Raw genomic sequence first — 16,344 nt, 5'->3', positions numbered from 1 at the left:
ACGGCAAATCAAAGCAGTTGAAAATCGCGGGGACTCCCGCCGAGGCGAGGGGTTCGCGGTTCTGTGCCGATGGTTTTCGCAAAAGCGGGGATCGATCGCGGGTCAGCGAGCGCTTTTATCCCACAGCACCGTATGATCGATGCTGGCGATGTCGGAGCGGCCGGTGAGCGCCATCGCCACTTCCAACTCGGCTTTCAGGATGGCGATCATGTGCGCGACGCCCGTGGCGCCGGCGACGGCGAGCGCATGCATGACGGGCTGGCCGATCATGACGGCGCTGGCGCCGAGTGCGAGCGCCTTCAGCACATCGGTGCCGCGCCGCACTCCGCCATCGAGAATGAGCGGAACGCGCCCGGCAACGCGTCGCGCCACGGCCGGAAGCGCCTCGATCGAGGCCGGCAGCGTGTCCAGTGTGCGTCCACCATGATTGGAGACGACGATGCCCTTCGCGCCGAGCGCGCAGGCGCGCTCGGCATCCGCCGGGCTGACGATCCCTTTCACCAGAACGGGCAACGCCGTTTCGGCGCAAAGCCAGGCCAGATCGTCCCATGTGGGCGCCAGATCAAGGAGTCCCCGAAAGACGGGACTCTCGCCGGGGCCGGCGCGGACGCTCGGGACTGGAGCACCGAGCAGATTGACCGCGCCGACGCCCGGCGGGAGCTCGAATCCGGCGCGCTGTTCCTCGTTGCGCACGCCGTTGACGGCGGCATCGGCCGTCACCATCACTGCCCGATAGCCGCTGGCTTCCGCGCGCCGCAGCAGGCTGCGCGTGAAGCCGCGATCGGATGACATGTAGAGCTGGAACCACAACGGCGCATGGGCCGCCGCGGCGACGTCCTCGATCGTGCAAGTCGCCTGCGTGCTCACGGTCATCACCGTGGCGGTGGCGCCGGCACCGACGGCCGTCGCGACCTCGCCGTCCGGATGCGCGAGCTTCTGGAAGGCGACCGGCGCCAGAATGATCGGCGCGTCGATGTCGACGCCGAGCAGGCTCGTCGCCGTGGAGGCGTTTCGCATGTCGGGGAACACACGGCCTTCGAGCTTCAGCGCGTCAAAGGCCTCGCGGTTCCAGCGGCGCGTCAACCCGTCGGCACCCGCGCCGGATATATAGGCCCATGTCGCGGCGGGCAGGCGCTCTCGCGCCAGTCGTTCATAGTCGGCCAGCGATACAACGCCCGTCGGGACCAGCGGCGTCGCGGTCATCCCCGATCCCCGTCGCGCGGCGCCTGCTTGGTCAAAGGTCGGACCAGTGACGGATGAGGTTGTGGTAGTGGGCGGTCAGGCCGACGACGGCGGGATGATCGTCGGGCATGGTCTGACGTACCTGAATGATCGACATGTCGAGATCATAGAGCATGTTCCGCTGCCAGTCGTCCTTGACCATGGACTGCGTCCAGAAGAACGACGCCCAGCGGCTGCCCCGCGTCACCGGCGTGACGCTGTGCATGCTGGTGGCCGGATAGACGACCATGTGGCCGGCCGGCAGCTTCACCTGATGCGTGCCGTAGGTGTCGTGCACGACCAGTTCGCCGCCGTCATAGTCCTCGGGCGGCGTCAGGAACAGCGTTGAGGACACATCCGTGCGGATACGATGCCCGGTGCCCGGAATGACGCGGATCGAGCCGTCGACATGGGCGCCGAAGGTCATGCCTTCGTCATAGCGATTGAACATCGGCGGCAGCACATGGAGAGGCAGCGCGGCCGAGGAGAAAGTCGCGTTGCGGGCCAGCGCCCTCACCACGATCTGGCTGAGCTCCTTCGCCTCGGGAGAATCGACCGGCACCTGCAGGTTTTTCTTGACCAGTGCGGCCTGTTCACCCGCGGTGGCGCGGCCATCGACCCAGGTGGTGCGCTCGAGCACCTGCCGCACATAGGCGACTTCTTCGGGGGTGAGCATATCGGGTATGACGACGAGCATCTGGAAATTCCGGCAACTGGCAGAAACGGCGATACCACCCCGCCGTGCGATCACGACGGAGCGGCGGTTTGCATTGGCGCGGGGGCCGGCGTTATATTAGCCGGCCCCCGCGAGATCAGAACTTCATCCCAGCCGACACGACGAAGCTGCGGCCGGGGGCCACGACGGCGCGATTGCCCCACCCCGTCGAGTAATTCAGATTGTCGGTCAGGTTATAGGCATTTATGGCGACGCGGAACTTGTCGAACTCGTAGGAGGCGAATGCATCCAGCGAGAAGTTTTCCGGTATCCAGCCGGTGTTGGCCGAGTTGGTGTAGTAGCCGTCCGAATAGGTGATGCCGCCGCCGAGCGTCAGCTTGCCGTCCTTGCCGAACGGCTCGACGATCTCGTAAGCCGTCCACAGCGACAGCGAGTTCTCTGAGGCGAACGGGATGTTGTTGCCGATATTCGCCGGAGTCGTCGATTCCAAAACCTCGGTATCGACATAGGCATAGGCGAAGGTGACGTTCCAGGCATCGGTGATCTGTCCGGTCACCCCGATCTCGACGCCGCGCGCGCGGTGCTTCTCGCCGGTCGCGACAGGATCGCCGGTCGTCGGGTCCGTGTAGGTGGCGTCGTCCTTGTCGACCTGGAATACCGCGCCGGTCAGGCCGAGCTTGCCGTCGAGCAGGCTCACCTTGCCACCGACCTCGTAGATGTGGTTGCGCTCCTCGGTCTTGTCCGGCTGCGCGGCGTTTATGGAATTGACGTCGTTCGCGACGAACTGGCCGGGCACGGCCGAGACCGAGGACGAATAGGTCAGGTAGTAGGTCTGATTGGGGGTCGGCTCCCAGATCAGGCTGGCCTTCGGGCTGACGAAATCGCTCGACTGCGAGACGTCGGTAACGGCGGTGGCCGTTTCGGTATAAAAGTCGCTGTCCAGATAATCCCAGCGGACGCCTGCCAGCAGCGAAATCTCGGGCGTGAACCAGACCCGGTCGCTGGCGAAGACGGCGAAATTGGTGCCGCTGCCCTCGCGGATCTGCGACGCTGCGCTGTCGAAGGAATAGCCGTCGTCATCGTAGGTGGCGTCCGGATTCCAGATGCTCGGAATGGTTTTGGTGCCGATCAGCGCGTGGTTGTAGCGGGTGTTCGTCTGGTAGAACACGTCGATGCCGGCGACGATCTGGTGCTTGAGGCTGCCTGTCTCGACCTCCGCCACCATGGTGGAGACGTTCTGGAAGCCGAACGTGTCCTGATCGTAGGTCGGATTGCCGCCGCCATAGCCGCTCAGCTTCGCGTTCGGGTCTCCGGCGAAGAAAGCGGCCGTGGTGTCGGCGTTCATGCTGGGAACCGAGGTCGCGAAATCGCGCGTGTCGTAGGAAAGGCGCGTGTCGTTGTAGAAGGTGACGTTCTCGTTCGCTTCCCACGTCACGTTCGATGTGACGACATGCGAGTTGGTGATGTCGTGGTCCTTCTTCTTGCCGTAGAAGGTATCGCGCGCCACGCCGAATTCCGTAATCGGCAGGCTTGGATTGTCGATGCTTGCCGTGCCGCGCGCGATCATCGGCACGCCATAGTCCGGCCTGCGGTCGCCGTACTGGTACAGGTAGCTGATGTCCCACTGCAGGTTGGTGCCGATTCCGAGGCTGCCGGTCGCCAGAAATCCGGCGGCGTTCTGCTCGATATGGTCGCGGTCGGTAAGCGTCTGCAGATTGCCCATGCCGACGAAGCGGACGGCCGAGGTTTCGCTGAGCTGCCGGTTGAAGTCCACGACGGTGCGTCCGAACGGTCCGGTGCCGACGGCCGCATCGATCGAGGTCTGGTCGCCGAGATGGGCCTTCTTGATGCGCGCATTGATGGCGCCGCCGGTGGTGCCCATGCCGAAGGTTTCGGAAGAACCGCCCTTCAGCACCTGCACGTCCTCATAGGCAAAGGAATCGCGCACGCGCACACCGATGTCGCGCAGGCCGTCCGTGTAGATGTCGCCCTTGGCTTCGAAGCCGCGGATCATGAACTGGTCGCCGTTGAGGCCGCCGCCGCCCTCGCCGATGCGCATGGTGACGCCCGGCACGTTGCGCAGCGCCTGCTCGAGCGTCGTCGTCTGCTGCTGCTGCATCACTTCCTGCGGGACGACGTTGACGGTCTGCGGGATGTCCTTGACGGTTCCCGGCAGGCGTCCGCCGGTGCCCGACGCGGTGCCGGTGTTGAGCGTGTTGCCGGTGGTACCGGAACCGCCCTGGACGTTCACTTCCTCCAGCTGGACCTCCTGCGCGAAGGCCGGGCCCGTAAGCGCGGCGGAAAAAGCGATGAGCGGCAGAAGCCCCAAAGTCGTTTTCACCGCGGCCGGTTCCATCTTCCGGTCCGTGGATGTCCCGTTTGCCCCGCTCATATTCTGCTCCTGCGATAATCGAGGGGCCGATCGGCACGACCCCGTCAAATGTTCAGATTGTGGATTGCCTGGCGCGTCAGCACGCTGGGTGAAATGCCTGTAAAGGCAGCGCCACTATGAAAAGATGACAATACGAGTCAAGTATGTTGAGGCAAAAAGATGACGTTCGTATGGGAATTGTGGCGAGCGCGCCACAATTCTACGATGTTGCCGCTCTGCTCAGCGCCGGCTGAAGCGGACGGGCACGGTCAGGCTCATCCTCGACCGCGCAATCGCAGGGGGTGGGGCCGGCACCGGGGAGGCGCGGCGTACCATTTCCACCGCAGCGCGGTCGAGCGCCGCATTGCCCGACGAGCGGGCGAGCGCTGCGCTGAGCACGCGTCCGGACGGATCGATGCTGAAGCGCACGGCGGCCTGGCCCGTCTCCCGCTCACCGGCCGGATAGCGTTTGAAGCGATTGAGATGGGCGTTGACGCGGGATTGCCAGCGGGCAGGCGATTCGCCCGAGGACTTTGCGCCTTCGGTCGGACGAGGAGCAGCCTTCTTCGGCGCATCGTTGGCGCTCGCCTTCGCCGCGACCGCCGGCTGGACCGGCTTCTTCTTCGCCTCTTTCCGGACGGGCTTTTCGGGAGCGGGCTTCTTCTCCGCCGGCTTCTTGGCGACCGGCTTCGGCGCGGGTTCCGGTTCAGGCTCGGCCTCGACGACGTCGGGTTTGGGCGTCGGCAGCGCCATGGCTACCTCCGGCAGCGGCGCCTCCACGAGATCCGGAATGACCTCCTCGACGGTCTCCTGCTGCACCGGCTCCGGCGCCGTCGTTTCAGGTTCGACGGGCTCGGCTTCGACAGGCTCCACCTGCTCGGGTTCGGCCGTCTCCAGCGGCTCCGTCTCTACAGGTTCGGTCTCAACCGGCTCGGCCTGCGTCAGTTCGGTTTCGGGCGGCATGGTCTCCTCGACGATCTCGCTCGTCAAGGTTTCGGCCGGAGTCGTTTCCGGCTCGGCCATTTCCGTCGGCGGGAGTTCGGATGGCACTTCCATGCTCTCGACCAGTTCAGCCATTTCGGCTGGCACCGCGTCCGGGGCGACCGCCATGGGCGCGAGTTCGATCATGAGGGCGGAAGCGGCTTCCTCGGCAGGCGGCTCGGAAGGCTTCCATTGCTGTGCATGGAAAAGCGCATAGGCGTGAAGCGCCACCACCAGCATGCCGGCAGCGACCCACATGCCGATTTCACGCGGGCTGGTGCGCGGCTGCAGAAGTTCCGGCAATGCGGCGCTGTACGCGCTCATTGTGCCGGGGCCGGAGCCGATCCGGCTGTTTCCAACCCGACCAGCGCGATCTTGAGATAGCCGGCAGCGCGCATGACGTTCATCAGGTCCATCAGCTCGCCGTAGTCGACGGCGCGGTCGGCGCGCAGGAAGACGCGGGTCTCCTTGTCCCCTCCGGTCAGGCGATCGAGCGCCTGTCCCAGCGCCTCGCGCGGGAGCGAATCATTGCCGATCGCGAGGGTGAGGTCCTGCTTCAGCGTCACATAGAGCGGCTTGTCGGGGCGCGGCTGCGCCGTCGCCGTCGAAGCCGGCAGATCGACATTGATGTCCACGGTCGCCAGCGGCGCGGCGACCATGAAGATGATGAGCAGGACGAGCATCACGTCGATGAACGGCGTGACGTTGATCTCGTGGCTTTCCTGCAATTCGTCGTCGTCCGCGCTTTCGCGAATGCCGCCGGCCATGGCTCTTCTCCTATTCGGCGGCTTCGGCCAGAGAGAGGCGGGGAGTGGCCTGGGACTGTCTCGCGGCGTGTGCGGCCGAGAGCCGCCCGAGCTTGCGGAAATCGAGATCGCGGCTCACGAGGCGCTCGATGCCGGCCACCGCATCGCCCAATGCCTGCTTGTAGCCGGTGATCGAACGGGCGAAGACGTTGTAGATCATGACGGCCGGAATGGCGGCGACGAGGCCGATGGCGGTTGCGAGCAGCGCCTCCGCGATTCCGGGCGCGACCACGGCGAGGTTGGTGGTCTGCGCCTCGGAAATGCCGATGAACGAGTTCATGATGCCCCAGACGGTGCCGAACAGGCCGACGAAGGGCGCGGTGGAGCCGATCGTGGCGAGAACGCCGGTGCCGCGCATCAGCCGGCGACCGGACTGGGCCTGAATACGAGACAGGCGCGAGGCGACGCGTTCCTTCAGACCGTCCGCAGACATATGATCGATCACCGGTTCGGAGAGCTTGACCTCCTCGACAGTCGCGCGGACCAGCGCGGCGCCGGTGCCGCCGCGTCGTTCGAGGCGTTTCTGCGCGTCTTCGAGGGAGTTCGCCTGATAGATGGCCTTGAGCGCGGTTCGCAGGCGGGCCTTCGCCCCCGCGATCTCCAGCGATTTGGCGACCCATACGGTCCAGGTAAGCAGGGATGCGAAGGCAAGGCCGATCATCACGCCCTTGACCACCCAGTCGGCGGCCATGAACATGCCCCAGGGCGACAGGTCATGCGGCAGGTTGGAATCGCGCTCCTGCCCGGCAGGGACGATCTCGTCCCCGATAACGGTCTCCTCGGCTTCCGGAGGCGTGGCGGTATCCGCCGGAGGCTGGGCCTGCTGCATTTCAGCCGGCGGCGTCGCCTCTCCCGTCGCACGGGGCGCAGTCGGCGTGGTGGCAGGCTCGGGAGCTTGTGTTGCCGGTGCCGTCTGCTGGACGGCGGGAGCCTCTGACGGCGCTGGATTCTCCTGCGCATGGATGGGCAGGGCAGTAAGACCAAGGGCGCTCACCAGCAGAAACGCCGCGAGCGTCGCCCGGCGGTATCGCGTTCCCCAAAACCGAAGAGGGCGCGCAATGTTCGATGCATACGTCATGGGTGTCTGCTCTTGGTCTTCGCTGCCTGTGGGCGAATTCGCTGGCCGGCTGCGGGCGCCTTCCTTCGGCATATCGATCCCGCCTTCTTCGACCTTGCGTTTTTACAGCGCAGCTATCATTCTTGACTTTTTCATTCAACTATTATTTCCGCATGGATGCCGTGCGGTGTCGCAACCGGCTGCAACAATGCCCGGATCGGTGAGACCGGAATAGGCTCCGGTCGCGGCGAATTGAAGGGCCAGGGGCAGCGATGCCGGCAATGTCGCAGCGTGGCCGAGACCCCGCAGGACCGTCGCCTCCACGGCGATGCCTGAACGGCACCGCAGGCGGCGTATCATCTCCAGCGTATGCGGCGCAGGGCCGTTCCAGTGCGGACCACTCGCACTCGACCGCCTCTCGCTGTCGCCCAGCGTGACGAAGACGCGATTGTCGAACAGAGCGTCGCGCGGGGTGCGGGCCTCAACGTCCAGCAGCGCTTCATTGTTCCACCAGATGGAAGGGCTCGCGGCCATGAACTGCGAGAACGCGGCAGGCCTCGTCAGCAGGGCGTAGATCGCGAAGAGACCGGCGAGGGAGTGGCCGAAAAGCGTTCGTCTTGCCGCATCCACGGGCAGGGTCTTCTCGGCCTCGGCGCGCAAAATTCCGCAAAGTCGGTCGAGCATAATCTCGGCGCCGCCGATCCGGCGGTCCGGACGATCGGGATCGGGACGTGGGCCGGCGCCGTCTATTGCCGGCGTGTAGTCCAGGGAGCGCATCGGCGGATCGAAACGCAAAGCCGTGTCGTGGCCGATGCCGGCGACGATGAGGCCCGGAACCGATGCCAGAAGCGGGATGTCCAGCAGATCGAAGATAGCGTTGCCGTCCAGAGCATAAAGGATCGGGAAGCCGCCTGCCGGGACAGGCTCCAGCGGCGCTGCGAGAAAGAGGCGATAGGTTCGGTCCCCGATCTTAAGCGAACGCCGGGATAATAAATGACTGCTTGCAGGCGCGTCGAAGATTGCCAGTCTCGCCTCGGCGGGCGAGGGAGGCGCTATGGCGGCTTCGGGCCGGGTCGGCGCAACGGTCATCGGTTCCAACTCTGCATGCAATGCCGGCGGAAACCAGTGCCAGCGCTGCATGGCGAAAACTTGACGGGAAATTTCACCTATCGCATAAGCGCGGCGACCGCAAAGCCCGACCGGCTTTTTCGGGACCGATTTCAGCCGCTCGCGCGGCGCCGTCCGAGTCCACGCCTTGAGCGACCATTCAACCGCCCTGCCGCAACTCGAGCACTATTCGCGCCTTGTGCGGCGGCGGATTCTGATCGTCGCGGCGCTCGCCGTGGCGATGCTGGTCGCCTTCGCGGCCGATCTCGTCACCGGGCCTTCCAGCCTGTCGCCGCTCGACGCGGTTTCCGGATTGTTCGCGCCGGACAGCCTCTCGGGTCCGATGCGGGTCATCATCTGGGATGTGCGGCTGCCTCAGGCTTTGCTGGCGATTCTGGTCGGCGCGGCCCTGTCGCTCGCCGGCACTGAAATGCAGACCGTGCTCAACAACCCGCTCGCCAGCCCCTTCACGCTCGGCGTGTCTTCGGCGGCATCGCTCGGCGCGGCGCTGGCCATCGTGCTCGGCATCGGCGTTCCCGGCCTTTCGATGTCGTGGATCGTGTCGGTCAATGCCTTCGTCTTCGCCTTCGGGTCGGTGCTCCTGCTGCAAGCCTTGTCACGGCTGAGAGGTGCGGGGCCGGAGACGCTGGTCCTCATCGGCATCGCACTGGTCTTCACCTGCAACGCGCTGGTCGCGCTCATTCAGTTCATCGCCAGCCAGGAGGCGCTTCAGCAACTGGTCTTCTGGAGCATGGGCAGCCTGTCGCGCGGCAACTGGGACAAGCTCGGCGTGCTCGCGCTCGTTCTGCTGGTGGTGACGCCTCTCACCCTCATGGCCTCCTGGCAGATGACTGCGCTCCGGCTCGGCGAGGACAGGGCGATGAGTTTCGGCGTCAATGTCGGGCGACTTCGTTTCCTGTCATTGCTGCGGGTCAGCCTGCTTGCCGCCACGTCCGTCGCGTTCGTGGGGACGATCGGTTTCATTGGCCTCGTCGGGCCGCACATCGCGCGGCTGCTGGTCGGGGAGGATCACCGTTTCCTGCTGCCGGCGAGCATGATCGCCGGCGCGCTGGTGCTGTCGCTGTCGTCGGTGGCGAGCAAGCTTCTCGTACCGGGCGCGGTGATGCCGGTCGGCATCGTCACGGCTCTGGTCGGCGTGCCGTTTTTCGTCGTGCTGATTTTCATGAGGCGCGAGCGGATATGACGCGGAGCCTCGTCGTGGAGCATTTTTCCGTCTCCTACCCCGGGCGGCGCATCATCGACCGGCTGTCGATCCCGGCGATCGCGGGCGGCACCATGGTGGCGCTCGTCGGTCCGAATGCAGCCGGCAAGACGACGCTGCTGCGCGGGCTGGCGGGGTTGATCCGCGCCGATGGTTCCGTCCGGCTGGACGGTCGCGAACTGCTGAAGCTCACGCCGCAGGAATATGCACAGAACGTGACCTATATGCCGCAGGCGCTTCCGCAGCGTGTAGCGCTGACCGTCTTCGAGGCGCTGCTCAGCGCGCTTCATGCGAGCCGGCCGATGGGAGCGGTGTCCGGCGACATGCGTCAGCGAGCGCTGGCGACTCTGGAAAGGCTCGGCATCGCCGATCTTGCCATGCGGCCGCTCGATCAATTGTCCGGGGGGCAGCGGCAGATGGCGAGCCTCGCGCAGGCCGTGGCGCGCGAGCCTGCGGTGCTGCTGCTCGACGAGCCGACGAGCGCGCTCGACCTGCTGCATCAATGGCGGGTGATGCAGGTGGTGAGCGAACTCACGCGCGAGCGCGGCATGGTCACCGTGCTTGTGCTCCATGATATCGCGCTTGCGGCGCGCTGGTGCGATCGCATGATCGTGCTTTCGCAAGGCAGGATCGCAACCGACGGCCCTCCCGCGACCGCCCTGACGCCCGGCCTTTTCGCGGAGGTGTATGGCGTGGCGGCGCGTATCGAGTCCTGTTCACGCGGCTTCGTCCAGGTCCTGGTCGACGGGATTCTCGACGAGGCGGCGAACCCTCTAATCGCGCCACAGCATCAGGATCATCAGCGATGAACAACGCTCCGGCGAAGCCGTCCGGCCGCCCCAACCTCCGAAGCTGGGACCTCGAAGTGGTCGACAGTTTCGACGCACCCGGCAATATGCGCCGCGTCGTGTTCACGGCTCCCGATGTCTCCGAATTCGACTACAAGCCGGGACAGGCGATCGTCTTCTCCATGCCTTTGCCGAATGGCGAGACCGGCCGGCGGCATTACACGATACGCAACGCCGATCGCGAACGCGGCACCTTCGACGTGGATTTTCTGCTGCATGGCGACACGCCTTCACCGAGATGGGCAAGGAATGCAAGGCGCGGCGATCGGATCGAAGCCAAGGGTCCGCGCGGCGGCGCGTGGTTCAGGCCGGACGCGGACTGGCATCTGCTCAGCGGCGACGAAACGGGTATCCCGGCGATCGCCCATATGCTCGAAAACATGCCGGCCGGGGCGTGCGTCTTCACGTTGATCGAGGTCGACGGACCCGGTGACGAAATCGCGATCGAAACGCAGGCCGACGCCGACATACGGTGGCTGCATCGCAACGGCGTCGCCCGTGGGCCGAATGACGTCGCGGTATCGGCGATCGAGGGCTTTTCGCTGCCGCAGGGCAGGGGCCACGCCATCGTGATCGGCGAGACGAGCAATGTGCGCCGTCAGCGTCACGCGCTGATCGCCAGGGGGATGGCGCGCGAACAGATATCGTCCGAAGGCTACTGGCGGCCGGATCGCGTCGGCGGTCACGATCACGTGGACGACTGAACGCTACGGCGCAGCTCCGAACCCAGACCAACCACCCGCCTTTGCCTGGAATCGCTCTATTTCAGGTCGATCCAGTTTATGCCGGCCAGAGGCACTGCGAGAAAACGCCTGTTGATCTCATCGCGTGTGGCGTCGAGATCGATATCCGCGAAAAGATCGGGACGTATCCACTTGGCCAGCGCCTCGATCGTCAGGATGTCCAACGGCGAATTCAGAAGCTGGTGTGCGATGCCGTGCACGCGTCCTTCGCGTACGGCCTTCAACTCCGAAATGCCGTTGCGGGCCGCGACGCGTCGCAAGGTGCCCAGCACCGTCGCCTCGTCATAGCCGGGACCGATGAGCAGGCCATTCGTGCCTTCCATGTGCGGCCCTCCCGTGGCGATATAGACGTCCGGATCGGCCTCGATGACATATTCGAGGTTGAGCGTGCCGGTGACGCCCGGAATGACGGCGCTGCCGATGTTCTGGCCGCCCGCCAGTTCGATGTAGTTGCCGATATTGCCTTTGCCCGGCGAGGCGCAGCATTCCTCGGTGCGCGCCGCATGCGGTTCCAGGAAGGCGCGCGGCTTCGGCGCGCCGTCGGATGCCAGCTTGGCCGTGATTTCCTCCATCTTCCCTTCGCGGAAGGCGATGAAGGCCTCCGCCTGTTCGCCATGGCCGGTGACGGCCCCGAGAAAACGCAGGCTGGTTTCGAGATTTTCCAAAGGCTGGTCGAAGAAGTCGACGATCGCGACGGGAATGCCCGCCGTCTCGACCTGCGCGATCTGTTCCGACGAGGGCCGCGAGGTCAGCGAGAAGACGGCGAGATCGGGCTCCGCCGCCAGCACCTGTTCGACGGAGAAATTGCCGGCCGAGCTGGCCGTCACCTTCAGCGTTTCGAGCGCCGGAAATTTTTCGGCGTATTGGGCGTAAACCGCCGGCCCGATCCTGTTGATGTCCCTCGGCCACGCGGCAAGCACGCTGACGGGATCCGGATGGATCAGGGACAGCGCGATCAGGTAGCGGCCGTCATCGATCAGGATGCGCCTGGCAGGCTCCTTCAGCACGATCTGCCTGCCCGTCACGTCGGTTGCGGAAATCTCGGCCCGCGCGGTCGTCGCCGGGCCAAGCAGGCCGAGCGCCAGGACGAGGATGGTCCACGCGAGAGCAAATCTCGGTCCAAGGTTTCGAAGGCTGGAGGTATGCATGATCTGGTGAAATCCCTCCGGTCAGGCCACGCGCGGGGTCCTGCCATGCGGCGACATCCTGCGAAGCAGGCCGTCGCGGCGGATGAAATGATGCCAGAACGCCGCCGCTACATGCAGCGCCACGATGCCGGCGATGAGGAAGGAAAGCGTCACGTGAAGTTCGCGCGGCCAGCGGCCAATGCTCTTGCCGAGCGACGTGATGGAAACGAGACCGAGCACCGGCTGAACGAGAATCGCGAGATAGAGCAGCGCATGGGTAAGTTTCGAGGCCCGCACCATCATGCGATTCATCCCGGCGGGCAGAGGCGGCGCGGGATGGGTAAGACGCCATCCCAGGCGGACCATCGCCAGTCCGAGGATCGCCGACCCGACCATGATATGTGCACGGAATAGATAGAATCGCGGCTCGGAGCCACGCTCGAAGAAACTCCAGATCCAGCCGGTGAGGAACTGCGCGATGACGGCGGCCGCAACCAGCCAGTGCAGCCAGACGGCTATGCGGTCATATCTGTCGTTCTGCGGCAATCGGCTGTTCCCATGCTGCGGTGGCGCATCGCTATGAGCCGATGTATTGCCGTTTTGTAAGTTGACATTCAATCTCATGTTTATATGTCTGCCCGCGATCGGGAGGGAAAACGGCGTGCCGGAGGCAGGCCGGAACGGTCAAACCAGTGCATGTCGGCGGCAGGAAATGTCAAATAACCATGAGGTTCCGGGCAATGCCCCCTTTGCGCAGAACCGCGGCGGCGATGCCGGAAAAGTGACTTTCGGACTGCTTTCGGAAAAAGCCGCGATCGTCGCCCGAGGCGTCCGGCGGCCGGTGACCGCGGGCCCGGTCTCGACGCTCGTGGGGAGGCTGGACGCGTTTTTCGCACGAGTCTCGGATGGTCCCCGGATTGTTGTCGGCGCCATACCTTTCGATCGCGCCGCCGATGATTTCCTGTTCCAGCCCGTTGCGATCGATTTTGATGGGGATACGCTGCCGAATACGCAGGGACGCAGGACGAACTATCCCGCCACAACCGGATGGCTGGTCACGCCCGAGCCGGATGCGGCGGCCTACAGCGAGGCCGTGCGCACGGCGCTGTCGCGCATGCAGCCTCCGGCCGGTCTCCGCAAGGTCGTGCTGTCGCGAAGCCTTTCGCTCGTGGCGGGTGCGCCGATCGATATAGACGGATTGCTCGCCAGCCTCGTGGCGGACCGCAGCGTGACGACGTTCCTGACGCGGCTGCCTTCGACCGGAGACGTTCCGAGGGTGCTGGTGGGAGCGACGCCGGAGCTTCTGGTCGCTAAATCCGGCGGAGAGGTCGTCTCGCATCCGCTCGCAGGTTCGGCGCGACGCCACGCCGACCCCGTATCCGACCGGGAAGCCGCCGCTGCGCTCAAATCCTCGGACAAGGACCAACGCGAACATCGCGCGGTGGTGGAAGCCGTGTTCGATGCGCTCAACCCTTACTGTTCCAAGCTTTCGGCGCCGGACCCAGAGACGCTGGTGACGACGGCCACCATGTGGCATCTCGGAACGCGCATTGTCGGCAAACTCAAGGATCCGTCGACTTCGGCGGCGGAATTGGCTGCGGTGCTGCATCCGACGCCGGCAGTCTGCGGCCTGCCCCGCGACCATGCTGCCGAGGTGATCCGCGAACTCGAAAGCTACGACCGTGGTTTCTATGCCGGCGCGGTGGGCTGGACCGACGAAAGCGGCGATGGACAATGGTTCGTCTCGCTGCGTTGCGCCGAGGTGGCCGGGTCGCGGGCGCGGCTTTACGCGGGAGCCGGCATCGTGCCGGGCTCAGACCCGGCAGGCGAGGTGGACGAGACCTCGGCGAAATTCCTCGCCATGCTGAAGGCGCTCGGCGTCGACGAGCAGGGCCGCGCCGTGGCGGGCAGGGCGGCATGATACCGCTCGCCCAGACATGGCCGGCCGAATTCGCCGAGCGCTACCGTCGCGCCGGCTATTGGCGCGGCGAGACGTTTCCGGCGATGCTGCAGGAACGCGCGGCGGCCTTTCCCGACCGTGTCGCCATCGTCGGCGGCGAACAGCGCTGGACCTATGGCGAATTGCTGAGGCGGGCGGAGACGGCCGCCGCCGGATACCTCGCGCTCGGACTGGCGCCCGGAGACCGCGTCGTCGTGCAGCTCGGCAACATCCCCGAGTTCTTCCCCGCCGTGTTCGGGCTGTTCCTGGCGGGTATCGTGCCGGTCTACGCGCTGCCCGCGCATCGCCTGACGGAGATCGCGCATTTCGCACGGAAATCGGAGGCCGTCGCCTATGTCGTCGCCGCGACGCAGGACGGTTTCGACTATCGCAAGCTCGCCCGCGAGGTGCAGGCTGAAGTTTCCGCGCTCCGGCACGTGATCGTCGTCGGCGACGCGCAGGAATTCGTGCCGTTCGATGCTTTCGCGGCCGATCCGGGCTTCGTAGCGCACAGGCCCGATCCGTCGGACGTCGCCTTCCTCCAGATTTCGGGCGGCAGCACGGGCCTGTCCAAGCTCATCCCGCGCACGCATGACGACTACATCTACAGTTTCCGCGCGAGCGCCGAGATCTGCGGGCTGGACGCGGACAGCGTCTACATGGTCTCGCTGCCGGCCGCCCACAATTTCCCGATGAGTTCGCCCGGCTATATGGGAGCGCTCCTTGCGGGCAGCCGTGTCGTGCTCTGCCCGTCGCCCAGCCCGGAAACGGCATTTCCGCTGATCGAGCGCGAGAAGGTGACGATCACTGGCCTCGTGCCGCCGCTGGCGCTCTTGTGGATGCAGGCGGCACCCGCTGCGAAACACGACCTGTCGTCGTTAAGGGTGCTGCAGGTCGGCGGGGCCAAGTTCATGCCGGAAGCGGTAAAGCGGGTCCGCGCCACGCTCGGCTGCCAGCTCCAGCAGGTGTTCGGCATGGCCGAGGGGCTGGTCAACTACACGCGCCTCGACGACCCCGAACACCTCGTCGTGGAGACGCAGGGACGTCCGATCTGCCCCGACGACGAGGTGTTGATCATGGACGATCGCGGCAATCCCGTGCCGGAGGGCGAGCCGGGCAATCTTTTGACGCGCGGGCCTTACACGATCCGCGCCTACCACAACGACGCCGGGGCCAATGCGCGCTCCTTCACCGAGGACGGCTTCTACCGCACGGGCGACGTCGTGAAGCGCACGCCGGAAGGCTATCTCGTCGTGCAGGGCCGTGCGACGGATCACATCAACCGCGCCGGCGAGAAGATTTCGGCCGAGGAGATCGAGGATCATCTTTTGGCGCATCCGCGCGTCTTCGATGCGGCGGTGGTGTCGATCCCCGATCCCTATCTCGGCGAGCGGAGCTGCGCCTTCATCATTCCGAATGGCGACAAGCTGAAGGCCGCCGAGTTGAAGGCTTTCGTGCGCGGACGCAACCTCGCCGAGTTCAAGGTTCCCGACCAGATCGTCTTCGTCTCCGAATTCCAGACGACGGCTGTCGGCAAGATCAGCCGCAAGGAATTGCGCGCCGCGCTGCGCGAGCGCTTCCTCAAGGCCGAGCAGGAGAAGGCGTGATGGCGCTGCCGAAGATCCCGCCTTATGACCTGCCACGCGCCGAGGAGCTTCCTGCGTCGCGCGGACCGTGGAAGGTGGAGACGGCGCGCGCCGCGCTGCTCATCCACGACATGCAGAATTATTTCGTCGGCGCCTTCACGCCCGGCACTTCGCCCATCGCTCCCGCGACCGCCAACATCGCGCGTCTCGCCGCTCACTGCCGGGAAAAGGGCGCCCCCGTGTTCTACACGGCTCAGGACGGCGATCAGGACCGCCGCGACCGTGGCTTGCAGGCCGACCTGTGGGGGCCGGGCATGCGCGGCATCCCCGAGCATCAGGCGATCGTGCCGGAGCTTGCGCCGCAACCCGGCGATTTCGTGCTGGTCAAGCATCGCTACAGCGCCTTCCAGCGCAGCAATCTGGAGACGATGATGCGGGTTCGAGGGCGCGACCAGCTGATCGTCACCGGCATCTACGCCCATATCGGCTGCCTGATGACGGCCGGCGAAGCGTTCCAGCGCGACATCGAGACGTTTTTCCCGGCCGATGCGCTGGCGGATTTTTCGCGCGCCGAGCACGACATGGCGGTGAAGTGGGTGGCCGGGCGCTGCGGCGTGCCGATGACCACGGACCAGCTTGTCGCCGCGCTGGTCTGACCGG

At 65.5% G+C, this 16,344-nt stretch carries 15 protein-coding genes; 6 read left to right on the top strand and 9 right to left on the bottom strand.

All coding sequences use genetic code 11. The features are described 5' to 3' along the window. Positions 1-102: 102 nt before the first annotated feature. The 7 genes from M9955_02950 to M9955_02920 form a co-directional block, all read right to left on the bottom strand. Entirely contained in the window at positions 103-1,203 is a 1,101-nt protein-coding gene (locus M9955_02950; GenBank protein ID MCO5080599.1) for an alpha-hydroxy-acid oxidizing protein, read from the bottom strand. Between the two features lie 31 nt (positions 1,204-1,234). Beyond that, a complete protein-coding gene (locus tag M9955_02945) occupies positions 1,235-1,918 on the bottom strand; it encodes a Fe2+-dependent dioxygenase (GenBank protein ID MCO5080598.1) in 684 nt (227 codons plus the stop codon). A gap of 115 nt (positions 1,919-2,033) precedes the next feature. Further along, complete coding sequence (locus M9955_02940; protein MCO5080597.1) at positions 2,034-4,289, bottom strand: TonB-dependent receptor; 2,256 nt, start codon at positions 4,287-4,289, stop codon at positions 2,034-2,036. A gap of 219 nt (positions 4,290-4,508) precedes the next feature. Continuing rightward, the gene (locus M9955_02935; protein MCO5080596.1) at positions 4,509-5,573 is read right to left on the bottom strand and encodes a TonB family protein; all 1,065 of its coding nucleotides are present in this window, start codon (positions 5,571-5,573) and stop codon (positions 4,509-4,511) included. Continuing rightward, positions 5,570-6,016 (bottom strand): TonB system transport protein ExbD, encoded by a 447-nt coding sequence (gene exbD, locus M9955_02930; GenBank protein ID MCO5080595.1) that lies wholly within the window; start codon positions 6,014-6,016, stop codon positions 5,570-5,572. Before exbD ends, M9955_02935 begins: the two co-directional genes overlap by 4 nt. A 10-nt stretch (positions 6,017-6,026) precedes the next feature. Continuing rightward, entirely contained in the window at positions 6,027-7,049 is a 1,023-nt protein-coding gene (gene exbB / locus M9955_02925; protein MCO5080594.1) for a tonB-system energizer ExbB, read from the bottom strand. Positions 7,050-7,268: 219 nt separating this feature from the next. Next, the gene (locus M9955_02920) at positions 7,269-8,201 is read right to left on the bottom strand and encodes an alpha/beta hydrolase-fold protein (protein MCO5080593.1); all 933 of its coding nucleotides are present in this window, start codon (positions 8,199-8,201) and stop codon (positions 7,269-7,271) included. 166 nt (positions 8,202-8,367) lie between these two features. Here M9955_02920 and M9955_02915 point away from each other — a divergent pair, with 166 nt between their 5' ends. Genes M9955_02915 through M9955_02905 form a run of 3 tightly spaced genes read left to right on the top strand, consistent with a single transcriptional unit; the run spans position 8,368 to position 10,993 of the window. After that, positions 8,368-9,423, top strand: a complete 1,056-nt coding sequence (locus tag M9955_02915) for an iron ABC transporter permease (GenBank protein MCO5080592.1) — start codon at positions 8,368-8,370, stop codon at positions 9,421-9,423. Next, complete coding sequence (locus M9955_02910) at positions 9,420-10,250, top strand: ABC transporter ATP-binding protein (GenBank protein MCO5080591.1); 831 nt, start codon at positions 9,420-9,422, stop codon at positions 10,248-10,250. Before M9955_02915 ends, M9955_02910 begins: the two co-directional genes overlap by 4 nt. Next, positions 10,247-10,993, top strand: coding sequence for a siderophore-interacting protein (locus tag M9955_02905; protein ID MCO5080590.1), 747 nt, complete (start codon positions 10,247-10,249; stop codon positions 10,991-10,993). The genes M9955_02910 and M9955_02905 overlap by 4 nt, the downstream gene beginning before the upstream one ends. A 56-nt stretch (positions 10,994-11,049) precedes the next feature. Here M9955_02905 and M9955_02900 read toward each other — a convergent pair whose 3' ends face one another. Continuing rightward, on the bottom strand, positions 11,050-12,180 hold the full coding sequence (locus M9955_02900) for an ABC transporter substrate-binding protein (protein ID MCO5080589.1): 1,131 nt from the start codon (positions 12,178-12,180) through the stop codon (positions 11,050-11,052). A gap of 21 nt (positions 12,181-12,201) precedes the next feature. Continuing rightward, positions 12,202-12,705, bottom strand: a complete 504-nt coding sequence (locus tag M9955_02895; GenBank protein ID MCO5080588.1) for a cytochrome b — start codon at positions 12,703-12,705, stop codon at positions 12,202-12,204. A 166-nt stretch (positions 12,706-12,871) separates the two neighbouring features. Here M9955_02895 and M9955_02890 point away from each other — a divergent pair, with 166 nt between their 5' ends. From M9955_02890 to M9955_02880, 3 genes are read left to right on the top strand one after another with little or no spacing between them, the layout of a single operon-like run. After that, complete coding sequence (locus M9955_02890) at positions 12,872-14,080, top strand: isochorismate synthase (GenBank protein ID MCO5080587.1); 1,209 nt, start codon at positions 12,872-12,874, stop codon at positions 14,078-14,080. After that, positions 14,077-15,705, top strand: coding sequence for a (2,3-dihydroxybenzoyl)adenylate synthase (locus M9955_02885; protein ID MCO5080586.1), 1,629 nt, complete (start codon positions 14,077-14,079; stop codon positions 15,703-15,705). Before M9955_02890 ends, M9955_02885 begins: the two co-directional genes overlap by 4 nt. Then, positions 15,705-16,340: an isochorismatase family protein gene (locus tag M9955_02880; protein MCO5080585.1), complete on the top strand. Its 636-nt coding sequence runs from the start codon at positions 15,705-15,707 to the stop codon at positions 16,338-16,340. Before M9955_02885 ends, M9955_02880 begins: the two co-directional genes overlap by 1 nt. Positions 16,341-16,344: the final 4 nt, after the last annotated feature.

The organism is Rhizobiaceae bacterium (assembly GCA_023953845.1).
Classification (GTDB): domain Bacteria; phylum Pseudomonadota; class Alphaproteobacteria; order Rhizobiales; family Rhizobiaceae; genus Arvimicrobium.
This window is presented reverse-complemented; position numbering and strand designations above follow the sequence as displayed.